18 protein-coding genes are annotated in these 14171 nt (G+C 61.9%); 11 read left to right on the top strand and 7 right to left on the bottom strand.

Annotated features, from left to right (window positions below; genetic code table 11):
• Window positions 1-8 precede the first annotated feature (8 nt).
• Genes AC1DUB_RS18465 through AC1DUB_RS18455 form a run of 3 tightly spaced genes read right to left on the bottom strand, consistent with a single transcriptional unit; the run spans window position 9 to window position 1959 of the window.
• On the bottom strand, window positions 9-605 hold the full coding sequence (locus tag AC1DUB_RS18465; RefSeq protein WP_477730746.1) for a DUF4337 domain-containing protein: 597 nt from the start codon (window positions 603-605) through the stop codon (window positions 9-11).
• A 1-nt stretch (window position 606) separates the two neighbouring features.
• Window positions 607-1101 (bottom strand): dihydrofolate reductase, encoded by a 495-nt coding sequence (locus AC1DUB_RS18460; RefSeq protein WP_477730745.1) that lies wholly within the window; start codon window positions 1099-1101, stop codon window positions 607-609.
• A 3-nt stretch (window positions 1102-1104) separates the two neighbouring features.
• A complete protein-coding gene (locus AC1DUB_RS18455; protein WP_477730744.1) occupies window positions 1105-1959 on the bottom strand; it encodes a thymidylate synthase in 855 nt (284 codons plus the stop codon).
• Here AC1DUB_RS18455 and AC1DUB_RS18450 point away from each other — a divergent pair.
• The 6 genes from AC1DUB_RS18450 to AC1DUB_RS18425 all read left to right on the top strand — a co-directional run bounded on the left by AC1DUB_RS18450 (window position 1958) and on the right by AC1DUB_RS18425 (window position 6129).
• Window positions 1958-2101, top strand: coding sequence for a hypothetical protein (locus tag AC1DUB_RS18450; protein WP_477730743.1), 144 nt, complete (start codon window positions 1958-1960; stop codon window positions 2099-2101). The genes AC1DUB_RS18455 and AC1DUB_RS18450 overlap by 2 nt on opposite strands.
• Window positions 2102-2326: 225 nt before the next feature.
• A complete protein-coding gene (locus AC1DUB_RS18445; RefSeq protein WP_477730742.1) occupies window positions 2327-2998 on the top strand; it encodes a dioxygenase family protein in 672 nt (223 codons plus the stop codon).
• A gap of 134 nt (window positions 2999-3132) precedes the next feature.
• The gene (locus AC1DUB_RS18440) at window positions 3133-3480 is read left to right on the top strand and encodes a hypothetical protein (protein WP_477730741.1); all 348 of its coding nucleotides are present in this window, start codon (window positions 3133-3135) and stop codon (window positions 3478-3480) included.
• 109 nt (window positions 3481-3589) lie between these two features.
• The gene (locus tag AC1DUB_RS18435; RefSeq protein WP_477730740.1) at window positions 3590-4438 is read left to right on the top strand and encodes an alpha/beta hydrolase; all 849 of its coding nucleotides are present in this window, start codon (window positions 3590-3592) and stop codon (window positions 4436-4438) included.
• 131 nt (window positions 4439-4569) lie between these two features.
• The gene (locus AC1DUB_RS18430; protein WP_477730739.1) at window positions 4570-5067 is read left to right on the top strand and encodes a GFA family protein; all 498 of its coding nucleotides are present in this window, start codon (window positions 4570-4572) and stop codon (window positions 5065-5067) included.
• Window positions 5068-5121: 54 nt separating this feature from the next.
• Window positions 5122-6129: a CapA family protein gene (locus tag AC1DUB_RS18425; protein ID WP_477730738.1), complete on the top strand. Its 1008-nt coding sequence runs from the start codon at window positions 5122-5124 to the stop codon at window positions 6127-6129.
• Between the two features lie 47 nt (window positions 6130-6176).
• Here the strand turns inward: AC1DUB_RS18425 and AC1DUB_RS18420 are convergent, their stop codons facing one another.
• Both AC1DUB_RS18420 and AC1DUB_RS18415 read right to left on the bottom strand, forming a co-directional pair.
• Window positions 6177-7598 carry an FAD-binding oxidoreductase gene (locus tag AC1DUB_RS18420; RefSeq protein ID WP_477730737.1) on the bottom strand — a complete coding sequence of 474 codons (1422 nt, stop codon included), beginning with the start codon at window positions 7596-7598 and terminating at the stop codon, window positions 6177-6179.
• Complete coding sequence (locus AC1DUB_RS18415; RefSeq protein WP_477730736.1) at window positions 7595-7984, bottom strand: DUF2069 domain-containing protein; 390 nt, start codon at window positions 7982-7984, stop codon at window positions 7595-7597. Before AC1DUB_RS18415 ends, AC1DUB_RS18420 begins: the two co-directional genes overlap by 4 nt.
• Before the next feature lie 93 nt (window positions 7985-8077).
• Between AC1DUB_RS18415 and AC1DUB_RS18410 the strand changes: the two genes are divergently transcribed.
• The 4 genes from AC1DUB_RS18410 to AC1DUB_RS18395 all read left to right on the top strand — a co-directional run bounded on the left by AC1DUB_RS18410 (window position 8078) and on the right by AC1DUB_RS18395 (window position 11241).
• On the top strand, window positions 8078-9292 hold the full coding sequence (locus AC1DUB_RS18410) for a YihY family inner membrane protein (protein ID WP_477730735.1): 1215 nt from the start codon (window positions 8078-8080) through the stop codon (window positions 9290-9292).
• Between the two features lie 151 nt (window positions 9293-9443).
• Complete coding sequence (locus AC1DUB_RS18405; protein WP_477730734.1) at window positions 9444-9680, top strand: hypothetical protein; 237 nt, start codon at window positions 9444-9446, stop codon at window positions 9678-9680.
• Between the two features lie 581 nt (window positions 9681-10261).
• Window positions 10262-10474, top strand: coding sequence for a DUF3606 domain-containing protein (locus AC1DUB_RS18400; RefSeq protein ID WP_477730733.1), 213 nt, complete (start codon window positions 10262-10264; stop codon window positions 10472-10474).
• 356 nt (window positions 10475-10830) lie between these two features.
• Entirely contained in the window at window positions 10831-11241 is a 411-nt protein-coding gene (locus tag AC1DUB_RS18395; RefSeq protein WP_477730732.1) for a thioredoxin family protein, read from the top strand.
• A 55-nt stretch (window positions 11242-11296) separates the two neighbouring features.
• On the opposite strand, the gene AC1DUB_RS18390 is transcribed toward AC1DUB_RS18395, so the two are convergent.
• Together AC1DUB_RS18390 and AC1DUB_RS18385 are read right to left on the bottom strand one after the other, a co-directional pair.
• Window positions 11297-12103 (bottom strand): alpha/beta fold hydrolase, encoded by an 807-nt coding sequence (locus AC1DUB_RS18390; RefSeq protein ID WP_477730731.1) that lies wholly within the window; start codon window positions 12101-12103, stop codon window positions 11297-11299.
• Between the two features lie 98 nt (window positions 12104-12201).
• On the bottom strand, window positions 12202-13503 hold the full coding sequence (locus tag AC1DUB_RS18385; RefSeq protein WP_477730730.1) for an O-acetylhomoserine aminocarboxypropyltransferase: 1302 nt from the start codon (window positions 13501-13503) through the stop codon (window positions 12202-12204).
• A 176-nt stretch (window positions 13504-13679) separates the two neighbouring features.
• Between AC1DUB_RS18385 and AC1DUB_RS18380 the strand changes: the two genes are divergently transcribed.
• On the top strand, window positions 13680-14147 hold the full coding sequence (locus AC1DUB_RS18380; RefSeq protein WP_477718785.1) for a CBS domain-containing protein: 468 nt from the start codon (window positions 13680-13682) through the stop codon (window positions 14145-14147).
• Window positions 14148-14171: the final 24 nt, after the last annotated feature.

Genomic DNA, 14171 nt, shown 5'->3' with positions numbered 1-14171 from the left:
GGGTGCTATTAAATATGCAGCAAGGCGAGCGCGCCGACCGCCATGCCCACGCCGGCCAGTGCGAACATGCCGTATTCCAGCCAACGCTTGCGTGTCAGCAGGGCAATGGCCGCCAGCGCGATGGAGACCTGCAGCACCGTGGTGGCCTGCGCCCAGCGGTGGTGCTGATGCATCTGGTCGTCCGACGACTTGTCCCAGGTGGCAGCTTCAGCCTCCAGTTTCTCGGCTGCTGTCTTGATTTCGTTCTTCTCTTTTTCGTAGCGCTCGATCTTGCTCTGGTAGGCGACCTTCCTGTCTTCAGGCGCCAGATCGCGGGCGAATTCGGCGAGTGACTGCTTGGTGCTCTTGGCCTGAAAGTAATTCCACTGGTTGGAGGCTTCGGTTTTTTTGATGGCGGCGTTATTTTTATACAGGCCTGCATTGGCCTGGGTCGCACCGCCCATGTAGGCAAAAATGGCCCCCACGGTCGCAATGATGGCCGTCACGACGGCGATCTGCGCGATCATGCCGCCGCCGCTGTCGTGTGCTGCGCCATGAGCGCCCTGGGCGGCATGCTCCAGCTCGTGGTCGTGCGGCCCGTGGACGTGAAATCCGGCTCCTGACATGTCAATTCCCCTTGTGTTTGTCGTAAGTGATAAAACTGAACTTCAGCCCATTGGAGGAGATGTGATCCTCACGCGCAGCTTCAATCCATTCGGAACCCAGCGGGGGCGCAAAGGCATCCCCTTCAAAGTCCTGGGCAATTTCGGTGACTTCGATGCGCTGCGCCAGGGGCTCGCCTTGCGCGTAAATTTGCGCGCCACCGATGACCCAGACTTCTTCAGACTGCCCGCAAAGGCTCAAAGCGTCGGCCAGGCTGGAAGCGGGCTCGGCGCCATCTTCTTTCCAACCCTGTTGCCGCGTGATGACCACGTTGCGGCGGCCGGGCAGGGGGCGGAATTTGGGCGGCAGTGAGTCCCAGGTCTTTCGCCCCATGATGACGGGCCAGCCTTGGGTCAGGCGCTTGAAATGGGCCATGTCTTCCGGCAGATGCCAGGGCATGCGATTGTTGTTGCCGATCACGCCGTTGGCGGCGCGGGCAAAAATCATGTTGATGCGCATGAACTACACCGCTACCGGCGCCTTGATGGCCGCATGGTGCTGGTAGTCCAGAAACTCGAAATCGTCGAACTGGTAGTTGAAGATCGACTCGGGCTTGCGCTTGATATTGAGTGTCGGATAAGGAAAGGGGGCGCGGCTCAGTTGCAGGGCCACCTGCTCGGCGTGGTTGCTGTAGATGTGGCAGTCGCCGCCTGTCCAGATGAAGTCGCCCACGTCCAGGTCGCATTGCTGCGCCACCATGTGCGTGAGCAGCGCGTAGCTGGCAATGTTGAAGGGCACGCCGAGGAAAATGTCGGCGCTGCGCTGGTAGAGCTGGCAGCTGAGCTTGCCTTTACCGCCAGCTTCCGTGGCAGGTGCGACGTAGAACTGAAAAAATGCGTGGCAAGGCATCAGCGCCATCTTGGAGAGGTCAGCCACGTTCCAGGCGCTCACGATGATGCGGCGCGAATCGGGGTTGGTTTTCAGCGTCTTGATGACTTCGCTGATCTGGTCAATATGCCCGCCGTCAGGTGTCGGCCAACTGCGCCATTGCACGCCATAGACCGGGCCCAAGTCACCGTCTTCGCGGGCCCACTCATCCCAAATCGTCACGCCGCGCTCTTTCAGCCAGTTGTTGTCGCTGCTCCCGGTCAGAAACCACAGCAGTTCCTGCACGATGGATTTGAGGTGAACCTTTTTGGTGGTCACCAGCGGAAAGCCTTCGTTCAAATCAAAGCGCATCTGGTAACCAAACACGCTCTTGGTACCGGTGCCGGTGCGGTCGGCCTTGAAGACGCCGTGCGTATCCACATGGCGCATGAAGTCTTCGTACTGGGAGCGGACGGGGCGGTCAGGGCGGGTTTCGGGAGGGGTGTTCATGGATAGCCAACAGCTTGATGATTTTGAGTGCCTTGCCCCGCTGCAGCAGCAACTTTTCCAGGCCGGGGATGGCAGATTTTATGCGGACTGGCGTTGGCCGCTGGTTTCCTGCGCTGGACGCTTTGTGGATTTGACGGGCTAATTGGAAGCTGACCCCAGTTACTCAGCGTTTTCGCAGCCATGGGGTCTCGCCTTCCCCTACCGCGCGTCCGCCGTTGCTTGCTTTCCGCCGACCGGCACGCTAGGCTAATCCTGCGCTCAACCTGGCCCGAGCAAGCGGCGCGTCGCACCGCCTACTCGGGCCGGTCAGCTACGTCAGGCGTGTCTTTATGTACAGCGGGTGTAAACATCCAGAAAGGCAGCAAACATGGACAAGCATCAATTCCCGAGGGCTGGCTTGGGCTTCTCACGACGAACCCTCTTACACAAGAGTGCCATGATACTTGGGGGCGGGCTTCTGGCCGGCCCCGCTTTTGCTGCCAGGCAAGGCTGTCGGCCCACCGAGTCCGAAGTCCTCGGTCCGTTCTATCGGTTCGGCGCGCCATCTCACTCCCGGCTGGCAGGCCCTGACGAGCCCGGTGACAGGCTTGTTCTGACCGGCACAGTGTTCAGTTCAGACTGCCGTACACCTCTGCCGGGGGCATTGATCGAGGTGTGGCAAGCGAATCACGCTGGCTTATACGACACCAACAAGCCAGGCAACTTCACCGAGGCCGGTACTTTCCACTTACGGGGGATGCTGTATACGAATGAAAAGGGGCAATACGAGATTGAGACGATTGTGCCGGGCCGATACCCGATTCCGCCAAATCTCCCGGGGCTCGAGAAATATGGGGGGCTGACGCGACCTGCGCATATTCACTTTCGGGTCATGGACTCGCTGCATGTTCCGGTGACGACGCAGCTCTATTTCAAGGGCGACCCCTTCATTGCCAAAGATCCGTGGGCCGGCCGCAAGCCATCGTTGGCCATTGATTTAAAGCAGGACGGCAAGCTACGCCGCAGTGTTTTTGACTTTGTACTCGCCAGGGGCTTGTAGAAAGCAAAGGCGCGCCTGACAGACGGCTGCACCTCAGCGTCAGGCCGATCGTCAGGCCGCTCAAGGAATGCGACCATCCATCGTGCCTGACCACTACCCTGCCGCGTCGCGCACATGTTGAGCTGGAGACCGCCATGCCGGAGCAACTCACCAAGCATCCCGAGGTGACCCTGCAGGTCCTGCGCAGCGCGGGCGCCAAGTGCGCTGAGGGCGCTCCCCAGGACATACTCACCAGCTGCCCCACCGAGCGTTTTTGCAAACTGCCGGGCGGTGAGATCTGCCTCTTCGGCTTGAACGATGCCTCGAAAATGACACAGATCACGTCGACCGAGTGGAGAGCTCTATTGCCGTCTGCCCTGCCCGAACCACCGACTACGTCTGGATTGTTCACGAGCGAAGCGCTGCTGAGCGGCGGTTTGGGCCTGCTGGCCGGCGTGGCCATAGGTCTGGCCGTCTCGCATTTGCGCCGCCGGCACTCCTGAGGCAACGAGCGGTACGGCCAAGCCTGCGAGACATCATGCCAACACAACAGACGCTCCCGTCCAAGCAGCGGCCTGACTACAAGGGCTTCCCCATCTTGCGGCGCGGGCGATGGATGTCTTGCTAAAAATGTTGACCGTGGGCGGTGCGGCGTATGCCTTGCTGTTGGCCATCGTGTTTGTGCTGCAGGGGCACCTCCTCTACTTCCCCGATGCGGGGCGGCAGATTCTGCAGACGCCCAAGGATGCCGGGCTGGACTATGAGGCGGTGTGGTTGACGACGGAAGACGGAGTCCGGATCGAGACCTGGTACGTCCCCGCGCCAGCGGCGCGCGGCGCGGTGCTGCTCGCCCATGGCAACGCCGGCAACATCTCGCATCGGCTGGACTACGCCCTCATGTTCCACCGCCTCGGCTACTCGTTGCTGCTGCTCGAATACCGGGGCTACGGCCGCAGCGAAGGCAAGCCGAGCGAGGAGGGCACCTACGCCGATGCCCGCGCTGCCTGGCGCCACCTCGTGGCGCAGCGGGGGTTCCCGCCCGAGCGCATCGTGCTGGTGGGCGAGTCCCTGGGCGGCGCTGTCGTCGCCCGGCTTGCCGCGGCCGAGCGCCCCGGGGCGCTGGTGCTCGCATCGAGTTTCGTCTCGGTGCCCGAGCTGGCGGCGGAGCTCTATCCCTGGCTGCCGGCGCGCTGGCTGGCGCGCTACCGCTATGACACGCTGGAGGCCCTCGGGCGCGTCTCGAGCCCGGTGCTCATCGCCCATAGCCGGCAGGATGACATCGTGCCGTTTCGCCACGGCGAGCGGCTGTTTGCCGCCGCCCGGGAGCCGAAAGCGTTTTTGGAGCTGGCCGGTGGCCATAACGACGGTTTTCTGTTCACGCGTGAGGCATGGCGTGAGGCGCTGGGGCGCTTCCTGGCGCAGCACCTCCCGGTGGACGCCATGGGGCCTGTTCCACGGTAAAAAGTTCGGGTACAGTATTTTTAATCGGGGCTGCTGCTACCCGGCTTGATGGCTGCATTGCGCATCATTTCCTTTCTTTCAGGGACACGCCCCGCCTGCGCTTTCCAATCCGACGCTGGTGAGAGATGCCYATGACCACTGACGAACCAGTTCTCTTTGAAGGGGGTTGTACCTGTCGCTCGGTGCGCTACCGCATGACGACGAAGCCAATGTTCGTTCACTGCTGTCATTGCCGTTGGTGTCAGCGTGAAACCGGAAGCTCTTTTGCGCTCAATGCACTGATCGAAGCCGATCACGTGGAGTTGTTGCAGGGCGAGGTCGAAGTGGTCGATACGCCGTCGAACAGCGGCAAGGGCCAGAAGATCGCACGCTGTCCCAGGTGCCATATCGCCGTCTGGAGCAACTACGCCGGCGCAGGCGACGCGGTGCACTTTGTCCGCGTCGGAACACTGGATGAGCCCGACCGCCTGCCGCCCGACATTCATATTTTCACTTCATCAAAGCAGCCCTGGGTGGTGCTGGCGCCAACGACCCCCGCCGTTGCCGAGTACTACAAGGCCAGGGACTATTGGCCCCCGGAGAGCCTAGCGCGGCGTGCTGCCTTGCTGGCCGCCAAACCCCGGCAGTAGTTTCACTGCACTCATCCATCGGAAGCAGGTGCCTGGATTCATGAGGAGGGGAACGTGACCACTTTGGCTTTGGCGGGCGACGTGATGCTCGGGCGGCTCGTCAACGACGTCGTGCGGCGAAAGCCGGCGGCAAAACCCTGGGGCGATGTGCTGCCCATCATGGCGGCGGCCGACGCCCGCATCATCAACCTCGAATGCGCCATCACGACCCACACCACACGGTGGACGCGCACGGAAAAAGTGTTCCATTTTCGCGCCGACCCGAGGGCCGTCAAGGTATTGCGTGCCGCGCAGATCGACGCGGTATCGCTTGCCAATAACCACGTGCTGGACTTTAACGAGGCGGGGCTGCTCGATACCCTGCATCACCTGGAGCACGCCGGTATTGCGCATGCCGGCGCGGGGCACGACCTGGACGAGGCCAGGCGCCCCGCCTTCGTTCACGCGGACGGAACCCGCATCGCGCTCATCGCGCTGACGGACAACGAAGCGGCGTTTGCGGCCACCGCCACGCATCCGGGCACCTACTATCTACCGGTTTTGACTGACGCCCACACCCTGAAGCAGATCGGCGCCGGCATTGAGGCGGCGCGCTCCGCTGGCGCCGACATCGTCGTGCTCTCGAACCATTGGGGGCCAAACATGACACTGTACCCACCGCGCCATTTCCGTGACTTTGCACACGCTGCGATCGAACTGGGGGCGGATGTGTACTTCGGGCATAGCGCCCACCTGTTTCACGGGGTCGAGATCTACAACGACAAGCCCATTCTCTACGACACGGGTGACTTCATCGATGACTATGCCGTCGACCCCTGGCTGCGCAATGACTGGTCCTTCCTGTTTCTTGTCACGCTCGAAGCAGGCAGGCTGGTTCGGCTCGAGCTCGTGCCCGTGGTATTGAGGCTTGCCGAAGTCCGCCTGGCCCAGGAGCCCTTGTGTGCCCAGCTGTGCCGCCGCATGCGGGCCCTGTCCGAAGAGTTCGGGACGCGCCTCAGGGAAAGCGGCGAGCGTCTGGTGTGGGAGCCAGGCCGGGACGGCGGTGGTGGTGCGAGCTGTTGATTGCCGGGCCAGTTTGACCCTTCGTGGCCTGCACCCGGACGGCAAATCTATATTCGCAGCACTCGCCCCGGATTCATCAGATTCTGCGGGTCCAGCGCCCGCTTGATGGCCCGCATCATGCTAAGGGCCACCGGGGATTTGTGCTGCTCCAGCTTGTCGAGTTTCAAGCTGCCGACACCGTGCTCGGCAGAAATCGAACCGCCGAATTTCGTCACCGAGTCGTAGACCAGGGCATTGACTTCTTCCTCGTGATCGCGCAAAAACGCTGCGGCATCGCCGCTGGCGGGCGCCTGCACGTTGTAGTGCAGGTTGCCGTCACCCAGATGGCCAAAATTCACCAGCCGCACGCCCGGGATGGCTTGCGTCAGCAGGGCATCGGTAACCTCCACAAACTCCGGAATGCGCGAAACGGCTACCGAGATGTCGTGCTTGATGTTCAGGCCTTCCTCGGCCTGGGCCAGCGGAATGCTTTCACGGATGTGCCAGAGCTGGTGGGCCTGGGCCAGATTTTCAGCGACCACCGCATCCGTCACGCAGCCCTGCTCCAGCGCGGTCTCCAGCAGCCGCTCGAACTGCGCGCGGGCATGGGTTTCCGATTCCTGATCGGAGTTTTCGAGCAGCACGCAGAACGCGGTTTCTTCATAAAGCGGTACCCGTAGCTGCTTGAAGTTTTTGGCGACCAGGCTCAGGGCAAACTGCCCCATGACCTCAAAGCCGGTCAAGCCGGCGCCCAGGTGCTGGTGGGCCAGCGCAAGAAGGCTCACGGCATCCTGCATCGAGGGCACGGCCGCCCATGCGGTCAGCTGCACGGCGGGCTGCGGATAGAGCTTGAGTGTGGCGGCGGTGATGATTCCGAGCGTGCCTTCGCTGCCGATGAACAGGTCTCGCAGGTCGTAGCCCGTGTTGTCCTTGCGCAGGCCGGAAAGGCCGTTCCAGATTTCACCCTGAGCTGTCACGACCTCCAGCCCCAGGCACAAATCTCGCGCATTGCCGTAGCGCACCACCTGCGTGCCGCCGGCATTCGTGGCCAGGTTGCCGCCAATGGTGCAGCTGCCCTCGGCGGCGAGGCTTAAGGGGAAAAGAAAACCGGCCTTGTCGGCAGCCTCCTGCAGCGTTTGCAAAATGCAGCCGGCTTCCACGGTGACGGTGAGATTTGCCGCATCGATCTGGCGCACGGCGTTCATGCGCTGCAGGCTCAGCACCACCTGCCGGCCTGACTCATCGGGGATGGAGCCGACCGTCAGCCCGGTGTTGCCGCCCTGCGTGACGATGCTCACGCCAGCCGCCGCGCAGGCCTTGACGATGGCGGCCACTTCCGCGGTGGTGGCGGGCCTGACCACGGCCAGGGCCTTGCCGCGCGAGCGCTTTCGCCAGTCGAGTTCCCAGGCCGTCAGGTCGCCGTCACTGAGGACTTGTCCGGGGCCGGCGATCTGCCTCAGGGTTTCCAGTAAATCAAGGTGAGTGCTCATGCTGTCTTTTCTCCGGTGGCGGCGGGTGGCACCGCATTTTTCAGCCGTACCCGTACATGCAGCGCACAGGCCGCAAAAAGCACCAGGCACAGCAGGACCTCGAGCATGGCCAGGTAGTTGCCCGGCGCGCGGTCGCTCCAGGCACGCACCGCGCCCTCGGTGAAGTAAATCCACACCAGCAGGCTGACCCAGCGGTAGGTGTACATGCGGTTTTTCAGGATGCCGGCCAGTGGAACGCACAGCGGCAGGACCTTGAGCGCGAGCAGGGAGCCGCCGGGCCTGATGGGCGCCAGCCAGAGTTCCCAGGCCAGGCCCAGCACAATCAGGCCGGCCACGCTGCCCACGGCCAGCCATCGCGTGATGTCAATTTGGGTTGCTTTATTCATGAAGTGGAGTGTCATCAATCGGGTGGGTCCGCGTCATCCGCTGAATCACCGATCGGTCGATTTTCTGATTTGCCGTCAGGCATGATACCGGGGATGAAATTCCAGCAATCCCTGCAGGCGTTGTTAAGCGACCTGTCCCATTTCCCGTGGCGCCATACCGCCCTCACGCTGCGTGACCGTTTCCGCGAAGACCACATGGGCCTGACGGCCAGCAGCCTGACCTTCACCACTTCGATTGCCCTGGTGCCTTTCTTCACCGTGGCGCTGGCCATTTTTACGGCATTCCCCATGTTTGCCAAACTGCAGGGCGCCTTGCAGGCCTGGCTGGTTCAAAGCCTGATTCCCGACAACATCGCCCGGCAGGTACTGGGTTACTTGACCCAGTTCAGCCGGCAGGCCAACAAGCTGGGTATCGCCGGACTGGTGCTGCTGCTGGTGACCGCAATTGCGCTGATTTTGACGATAGACCGCACCCTTAACGGGATCTGGCGTGTCAGAAAGGCCAGGCCGCTGGCGCAGCGCGTGCTGATTTACTGGGCTGCCATTACCCTGGGGCCGCTGTTGCTGGCGGCCAGCCTGGCGGTGACCTCCTATGTGCTGTCGGCCTCCCGGGGCCTGGTGGGCGTGATGCCCATCAGCCTGCGTTTCCTGCTGGACGTCATCCAGTTCTTCCTGATGGCTGGTGGCATGGCGGCGCTGTACCGTTACGTGCCCAATACCTACGTGAAATGGTCCCATGCCTGGATGGGGGGGCTGTTCGTGGCCGCGGGCCTGGAGTTGGGCAAGCGGGTCGTCAGCCTGTACCTCAGTTCGGTGCCGACCTACTCGCTGGTTTATGGTGCATTCGCCACCTTGCCAATCCTGCTGGTGTGGATTTACCTCTCCTGGGTCATCGTTCTGATGGGGGCGGTCATTGCCGCCTACCTGCCCAGCCTGCTGGCCGGCGTAGCGCGCCGGGGCAGCGCGCACGGCTGGTATTTTCAGCTGGCCATCGAGGTGCTGCAGCAATTGAACCTAGTGCGCATCACCGCGCGCAAGGGGGTGAGTGCCTCCCAGCTGGCCGAACAGCTGGAGGTCGACGTGCTGCAGCTCGAGCCTGTGCTGGAAACCCTGGTGGGGCTGGACTGGGTGGGGCAGCTCAACGAGGCGGAAGGTGCGGTGGAGTCCCGCTACCTGCTACTGGCCGACCCGGACACCACGCCGCTGGAGCCGCTGATGCAGTTGCTGCTGCTGGACAAGGCGGATTCGGTCAAAAAATTATGGGAAAAAGCCCGATGGCCGGCTATTAACCTGCGTGATGCGCTATAAAAAATATAGCGACAAGGCGGACCATGTCGGCTCCTTGGGGAGGTGGCTCTGGTTAACCGTCTCTGGAAACCCTGCGGGTGCGACGGTAAAACGCTTGCTTATTTTGAGGCATGTGTAACAAAATATCTTATTCAGTCTTCAAAGCGTACCGATGTCCGAAGAGAAAAACCCCAGGGAAAAGCTGCAGGAAGCCATCACTGACGAACGAGCAGCCTCGCTGGAGGCAGAGCGAATCTACGAGCAGCTCACCGCGAAAATGCAGGCTTACCAGATGGGCCGCGGACCAGCACCCACCAACGAGGACTTTTTGCAGTGGAGCCGGGCCGTTGAGCGACGCATCAAGATGAAGGAGATCGGCATTGAACCGGATGACGGGCAGCGCAGATAGCCTTCTACCCCCTACCAAAGCTTCCATCGCGTTTTCAGGCCTGAGCCACCTGTGTCGATGCCTCCTCCGGCTTTCAGTCAGACAGTTCGCACAGCCCGCGCAGACACAGGCCCATGCGCCGGGCCTTCGTACCATCTCCCGTGACTGGCGCCAGGGGTGCGCTGCGGTGTTTTGACTGCATACCTGCATACCCGACCTCCTGCACCGCCAATGTCACTGTCATTGACTCACGGGGGGTTCCATGCTCAAGAAATTGATTGCTTTCGCCATCACCTCCGGCCTTGCTACCAGGTTATACAAGACCTATGCCCATAAAAAGGAGGCCGGGGGTCCGACGGCCAGCAACAGCAAGCGCACGCCCGCACCCCGGCAGTCCTCGGGTCCGACTGCAGCCCGCGCGAATGAGTGAAGGCCGCGAATAGCGGCATGGTGGCGCAACTTTCGGGCAGTCTTGCTGCCCATTTGCCGTCCCTGTTCTTTCGCCCACGCCTTCAAGCGCACGGGTGAAATTCTTACAAGGCACGTCAAACCAGCACGGGAAGATTTCACCGAGTCGAACATTTCACTACCGGAGAAACAACGTGACTTTCCCTTTGCCTTTGAGAACACCTTTGAGTGAGCAACAACCCGATCTTCATGCGCTGAAAAACGAGCCGATCAACATCAACGAAGAAGCCTCGGTGAATTTCTGGGTGGCCGCGCTGGGATGTAGCGAGGCGGCATTGCGTCTGGCAGTCGCCGAGGTTGGCCCTGCGGCACAGGATGTGGGCAACGAACTCGGCGTAGCGGTATGAGCGTGCCGTCAACAAGCCTCCCGGGGCCGCTCTTCGTCAGGGTGAAGGAGCCGTCAGACGGCCTTTTTTACTGGGTGGTCACCCAGCTGTCGGCAGAAGAGCATACGGCAGACATTCCCATCGATACGTCAGACCATCCATATCCGACCCATGAAGCCGCCCTGAGTGCAGGTGTAGCCTGCCTCAAGGTGCTCAAGAGCGGGGTTTTCAAGGCGCTTCCCGGTCACGATTCCAGGTAGCGAATCCAGCCATTCGACCACTATCGAATAACCAATGGATCGACGTACCGGATCAACGCTCGAATCCGAAAATTACAGAGTGCCGCCCGGACTTCCATAAAACGGTAAAGTGGCTGCGTGAGCAACACTACATCCCTGCCGTCACACCCTCCGTCCGCGCCGGAGGTCCACTCACGGGTTCGCTGGGTCATCTGCCTGTGCGCCGACTGGTGCGGCCTGTGCCGCGATTACAGCGACGTGTTTGCACAGATGGCGGCGCGTTACCCCTCCAGCCGCTTCGTCTGGCTGGATATTGAAGACCAGGCCGATCTGGTTGGCGATATGGAGGTGGAGACCTTCCCGACGCTGCTGATCGCCGAGGCGGAGGGCATGCAGTTTATGGGCCCCTTGCTGCCGCATGCAGAAACGCTGTCGCGTCTGCTGGACTCACTGCAGGGCCCTGATGTGAAGCTCACGCCCCATTTGCCGGTCACACAACAGCTGCTGCAGGCTGTTCAGCGCACGCCCGAGCACTGGATTCACCCCTGATGAAGGGGGCAGGCCATCGAAGAGCGCCCGCAGGAAGCCCCTGAACCGTCAGGCGTCATGGCTGCAGAAAATCCCTCAGTGCGAACAGTACCGCGTCAGGCGCCTCGGTCATCAACTGGTGGCCCGCTTCCAGTGTCACTACCTTGCCTTTGGCGGCTTTGCCGATCAGGCCCCGGGCGGCTTTGGGCACCGTCATCTGGTCATTTCGGCCAAGGATGAAAAGCACTTCGCAGCGGGTGCGCTCCATGGCTGATTCACCTGTTGTGTAGTCATCACAAGCCTTGAAACCGGTGTGAAACAGGTTGACGGCCGGATTGCTGGACAACACCCGCCGCATCAGCGCCTTCGACCCGCCGTACAACCAGGTGCCGGGGCCCAGCGAAGAGGGCGGCGGGGCCAGCATGGAGTGCGAAAACATGTTGACCATGTCGATGGCCTTCATCGGCTGGTTCAGCGAGGTGTCGAGCAGGGCGGGCGAGACTTTCATCGGGAAGGCGGTGCCCACCATCACCAGCTGGCTGACCCGCTCGGGCGCGCCGCCTGCCACCTCCAGCGCGATCAGCGAACCAAGGCTGTGGCCGACCAGCGCAGCCTTGGAGACACCCGCCGCATCCAGCAGGGCCGTGATGAAGCGGGCGGCTTCTTCCACGGATTTTGGAGGAGCACCTTCGCTTTTGCAGTGGCCCGGCAGGTCGGGCGCCAGAACATTCCAGCCGTGGTGGGCGAAGTAGCGCGTCTGCAAAATCCACACGCTGTGGTCGTTGAGCACGCCGTGGATGAAGACGACGGTGGGCCTGGCCGCATCAAAGGGCTTGCCGCCGGTGTAGCAATAGGTCTTGTGGCCGTTGACGGTGAGGTACATGATCAAGACTCCCGACGGGCCGCCCCTAGGGAGGCGATGGCCCCCTCGGGGGGCAGCGAAAACACGAAGTGGTGAGTGTGGGGGTGGGGGTGCAACATTCAGGCCCCCGCTTTCTCGGCAGCCTTGAGGGCCCGCTTCAGGTCATCCATCAGGTCGTCCGGATCTTCCAGCCCGATCGACAGGCGGATCGTGCCCTGCGTGATGCCGGCGCCCAGCAAAGCTTCATCGCTCATGCGGAAGTGCGTGGTGCTGGCGGGGTGAATCACCAGGCTGCGGCAGTCGCCCACGTTGGCCAGGTGGCTGAACACCTTGAGTGCCTCAATGAAGGCCTTGCCCTGTGCGCGGTTGCCCTTGATATCGAAGCTGAACACCGAACTGGCGCCGCGCGGCAGCAGTTTTTTAGCCAGTGCGTGGCTGGGGTGGGATTCCAGCAGGGGATGGCCCACGCGCGACACCAGCGCATGGCTGGCGAGGAAGTCCACCACTTTTTCGGTGTTGCTCATGTGGCGCGCCATGCGCAGCGGCAGGGTTTCGATGCCCTGCAAAATCAGCCAGGCGGTGTGCGGGCTCATGCAGGCGCCGAAGTCGCGCAGGCCTTCGCGGCGCGCGCGCAGCAAGAAGGCGCCCACGGTGCTTTCCTCGCTGAACACCATGTTGTGAAAGCCCTCGTAGGCCTCGGTCAGTTCGGCAAACTTGCCCGACTTTTCCCAGTCAAACGAGCCGCCGTCGACGACAACGCCGCCGATGACCGTGCCATGGCCGCTCAAAAACTTGGTCGCGGAGTGGTACACCAAATCGGCGCCGTGGTCGAAAGGCTTGATCAGCCAGGGCGAGGTCAGGGTGGAATCGACCAGCAGCGGCACGCCGGTTTCATGGGCAATGGCGGCCACGGCGGAAATGTCCAGCACGTCCAGCCCCGGATTGCCCACGGTTTCACCAAAAAAGAGCTTGGTGTCGGGGCGCACGGCGGCGCGCCAGCCGTCCAGGTCGCCGGGTTTCACAAAGGTGGTTTCAATGCCGAAGCGGCGCAGCGTGTAATGCAGCAGGTTTTGCGAGCCGCCATAGAGGGCGGTGCTGGCCACAATGTGCGAGCCGGCGCCCATCAGTGTGGCAATCGACAGGTGCAGGGCAGCCTGCCCGCTGGCGGTGGCAATGGCGCCAATACCGCCTTCCAGCGCCGCTACGCGCTGCTCCAGCACCGCATTGGTGGGGTTGCTGATGCGCGAATACACATGGCCCGCGCGTTCCAGGTTAAAGAGGCTGGCGGCGTGGTCGCTCGACTCAAAGACAAAGGAAGTCGTGAGGTGAATCGGCACCGCGCGGGCGCCCGTGGCGGGGTCGGGTGCCGCACCCGCGTGCAGCGCCAGGGTGTCAAAACCGGGGTCGGAGTAGCCGGGCATGGGAAGTCTCCAATAGAAAAATGCGTAAGCTGCAGGCAGCATCTGGCTGGACGGTCAGCGAAATCGTTATAGCCCGCTGTTTGATTGTGGGCTATATTTAAACCGAATTCCCCGGCGTGGCCTGGCTGTAATGCCAGTTGCGGTGGGACAATGAAAGACCAACCGAGGAGAAAGCGATGAAGGTTCTTGACATCCTGCGCGTTAAAGGCAACACGCTTTACACCGTTCAGCCTGATGAGCCACTGGCCAAGGCGACCCAGATCATGGCAGACAAGGACATCGGATCGCTGGTCGTCATGGAGCACGGCGACCTGGTGGGCATGCTGACCTTTCGCGAAGTGATCGTCTGCATCGTCAAAAATGGCGGCGAGATCGGCAACACCCTGGTACGTACGGCCATGGACGACCATCCGTTAACCTGCACGTCAGAAACCGAACTCGACGAAGTTCGCCGCATGATGCTGGATCGCCATGCGCGCTACATGCCCGTGATGAACCAGAAAATGCTGATGGGTGTGATCAGCTTTTACGACGTCGCCAAGGCTGTGGTGGACAGCCAGAACTTCGAGAACAAGATGCTCAAGGCCTACATCCGCGATTGGCCGGCCGAACAGGAAGAAGAGGGCGAGTCCAAGCTGCCGTGAGGCGGGTTGGCCCGCTTTGCTTGT

The sequence above is a fragment of the Polaromonas sp. P4_F9 genome (assembly GCF_056401235.1).
This window is presented reverse-complemented; position numbering and strand designations above follow the sequence as displayed.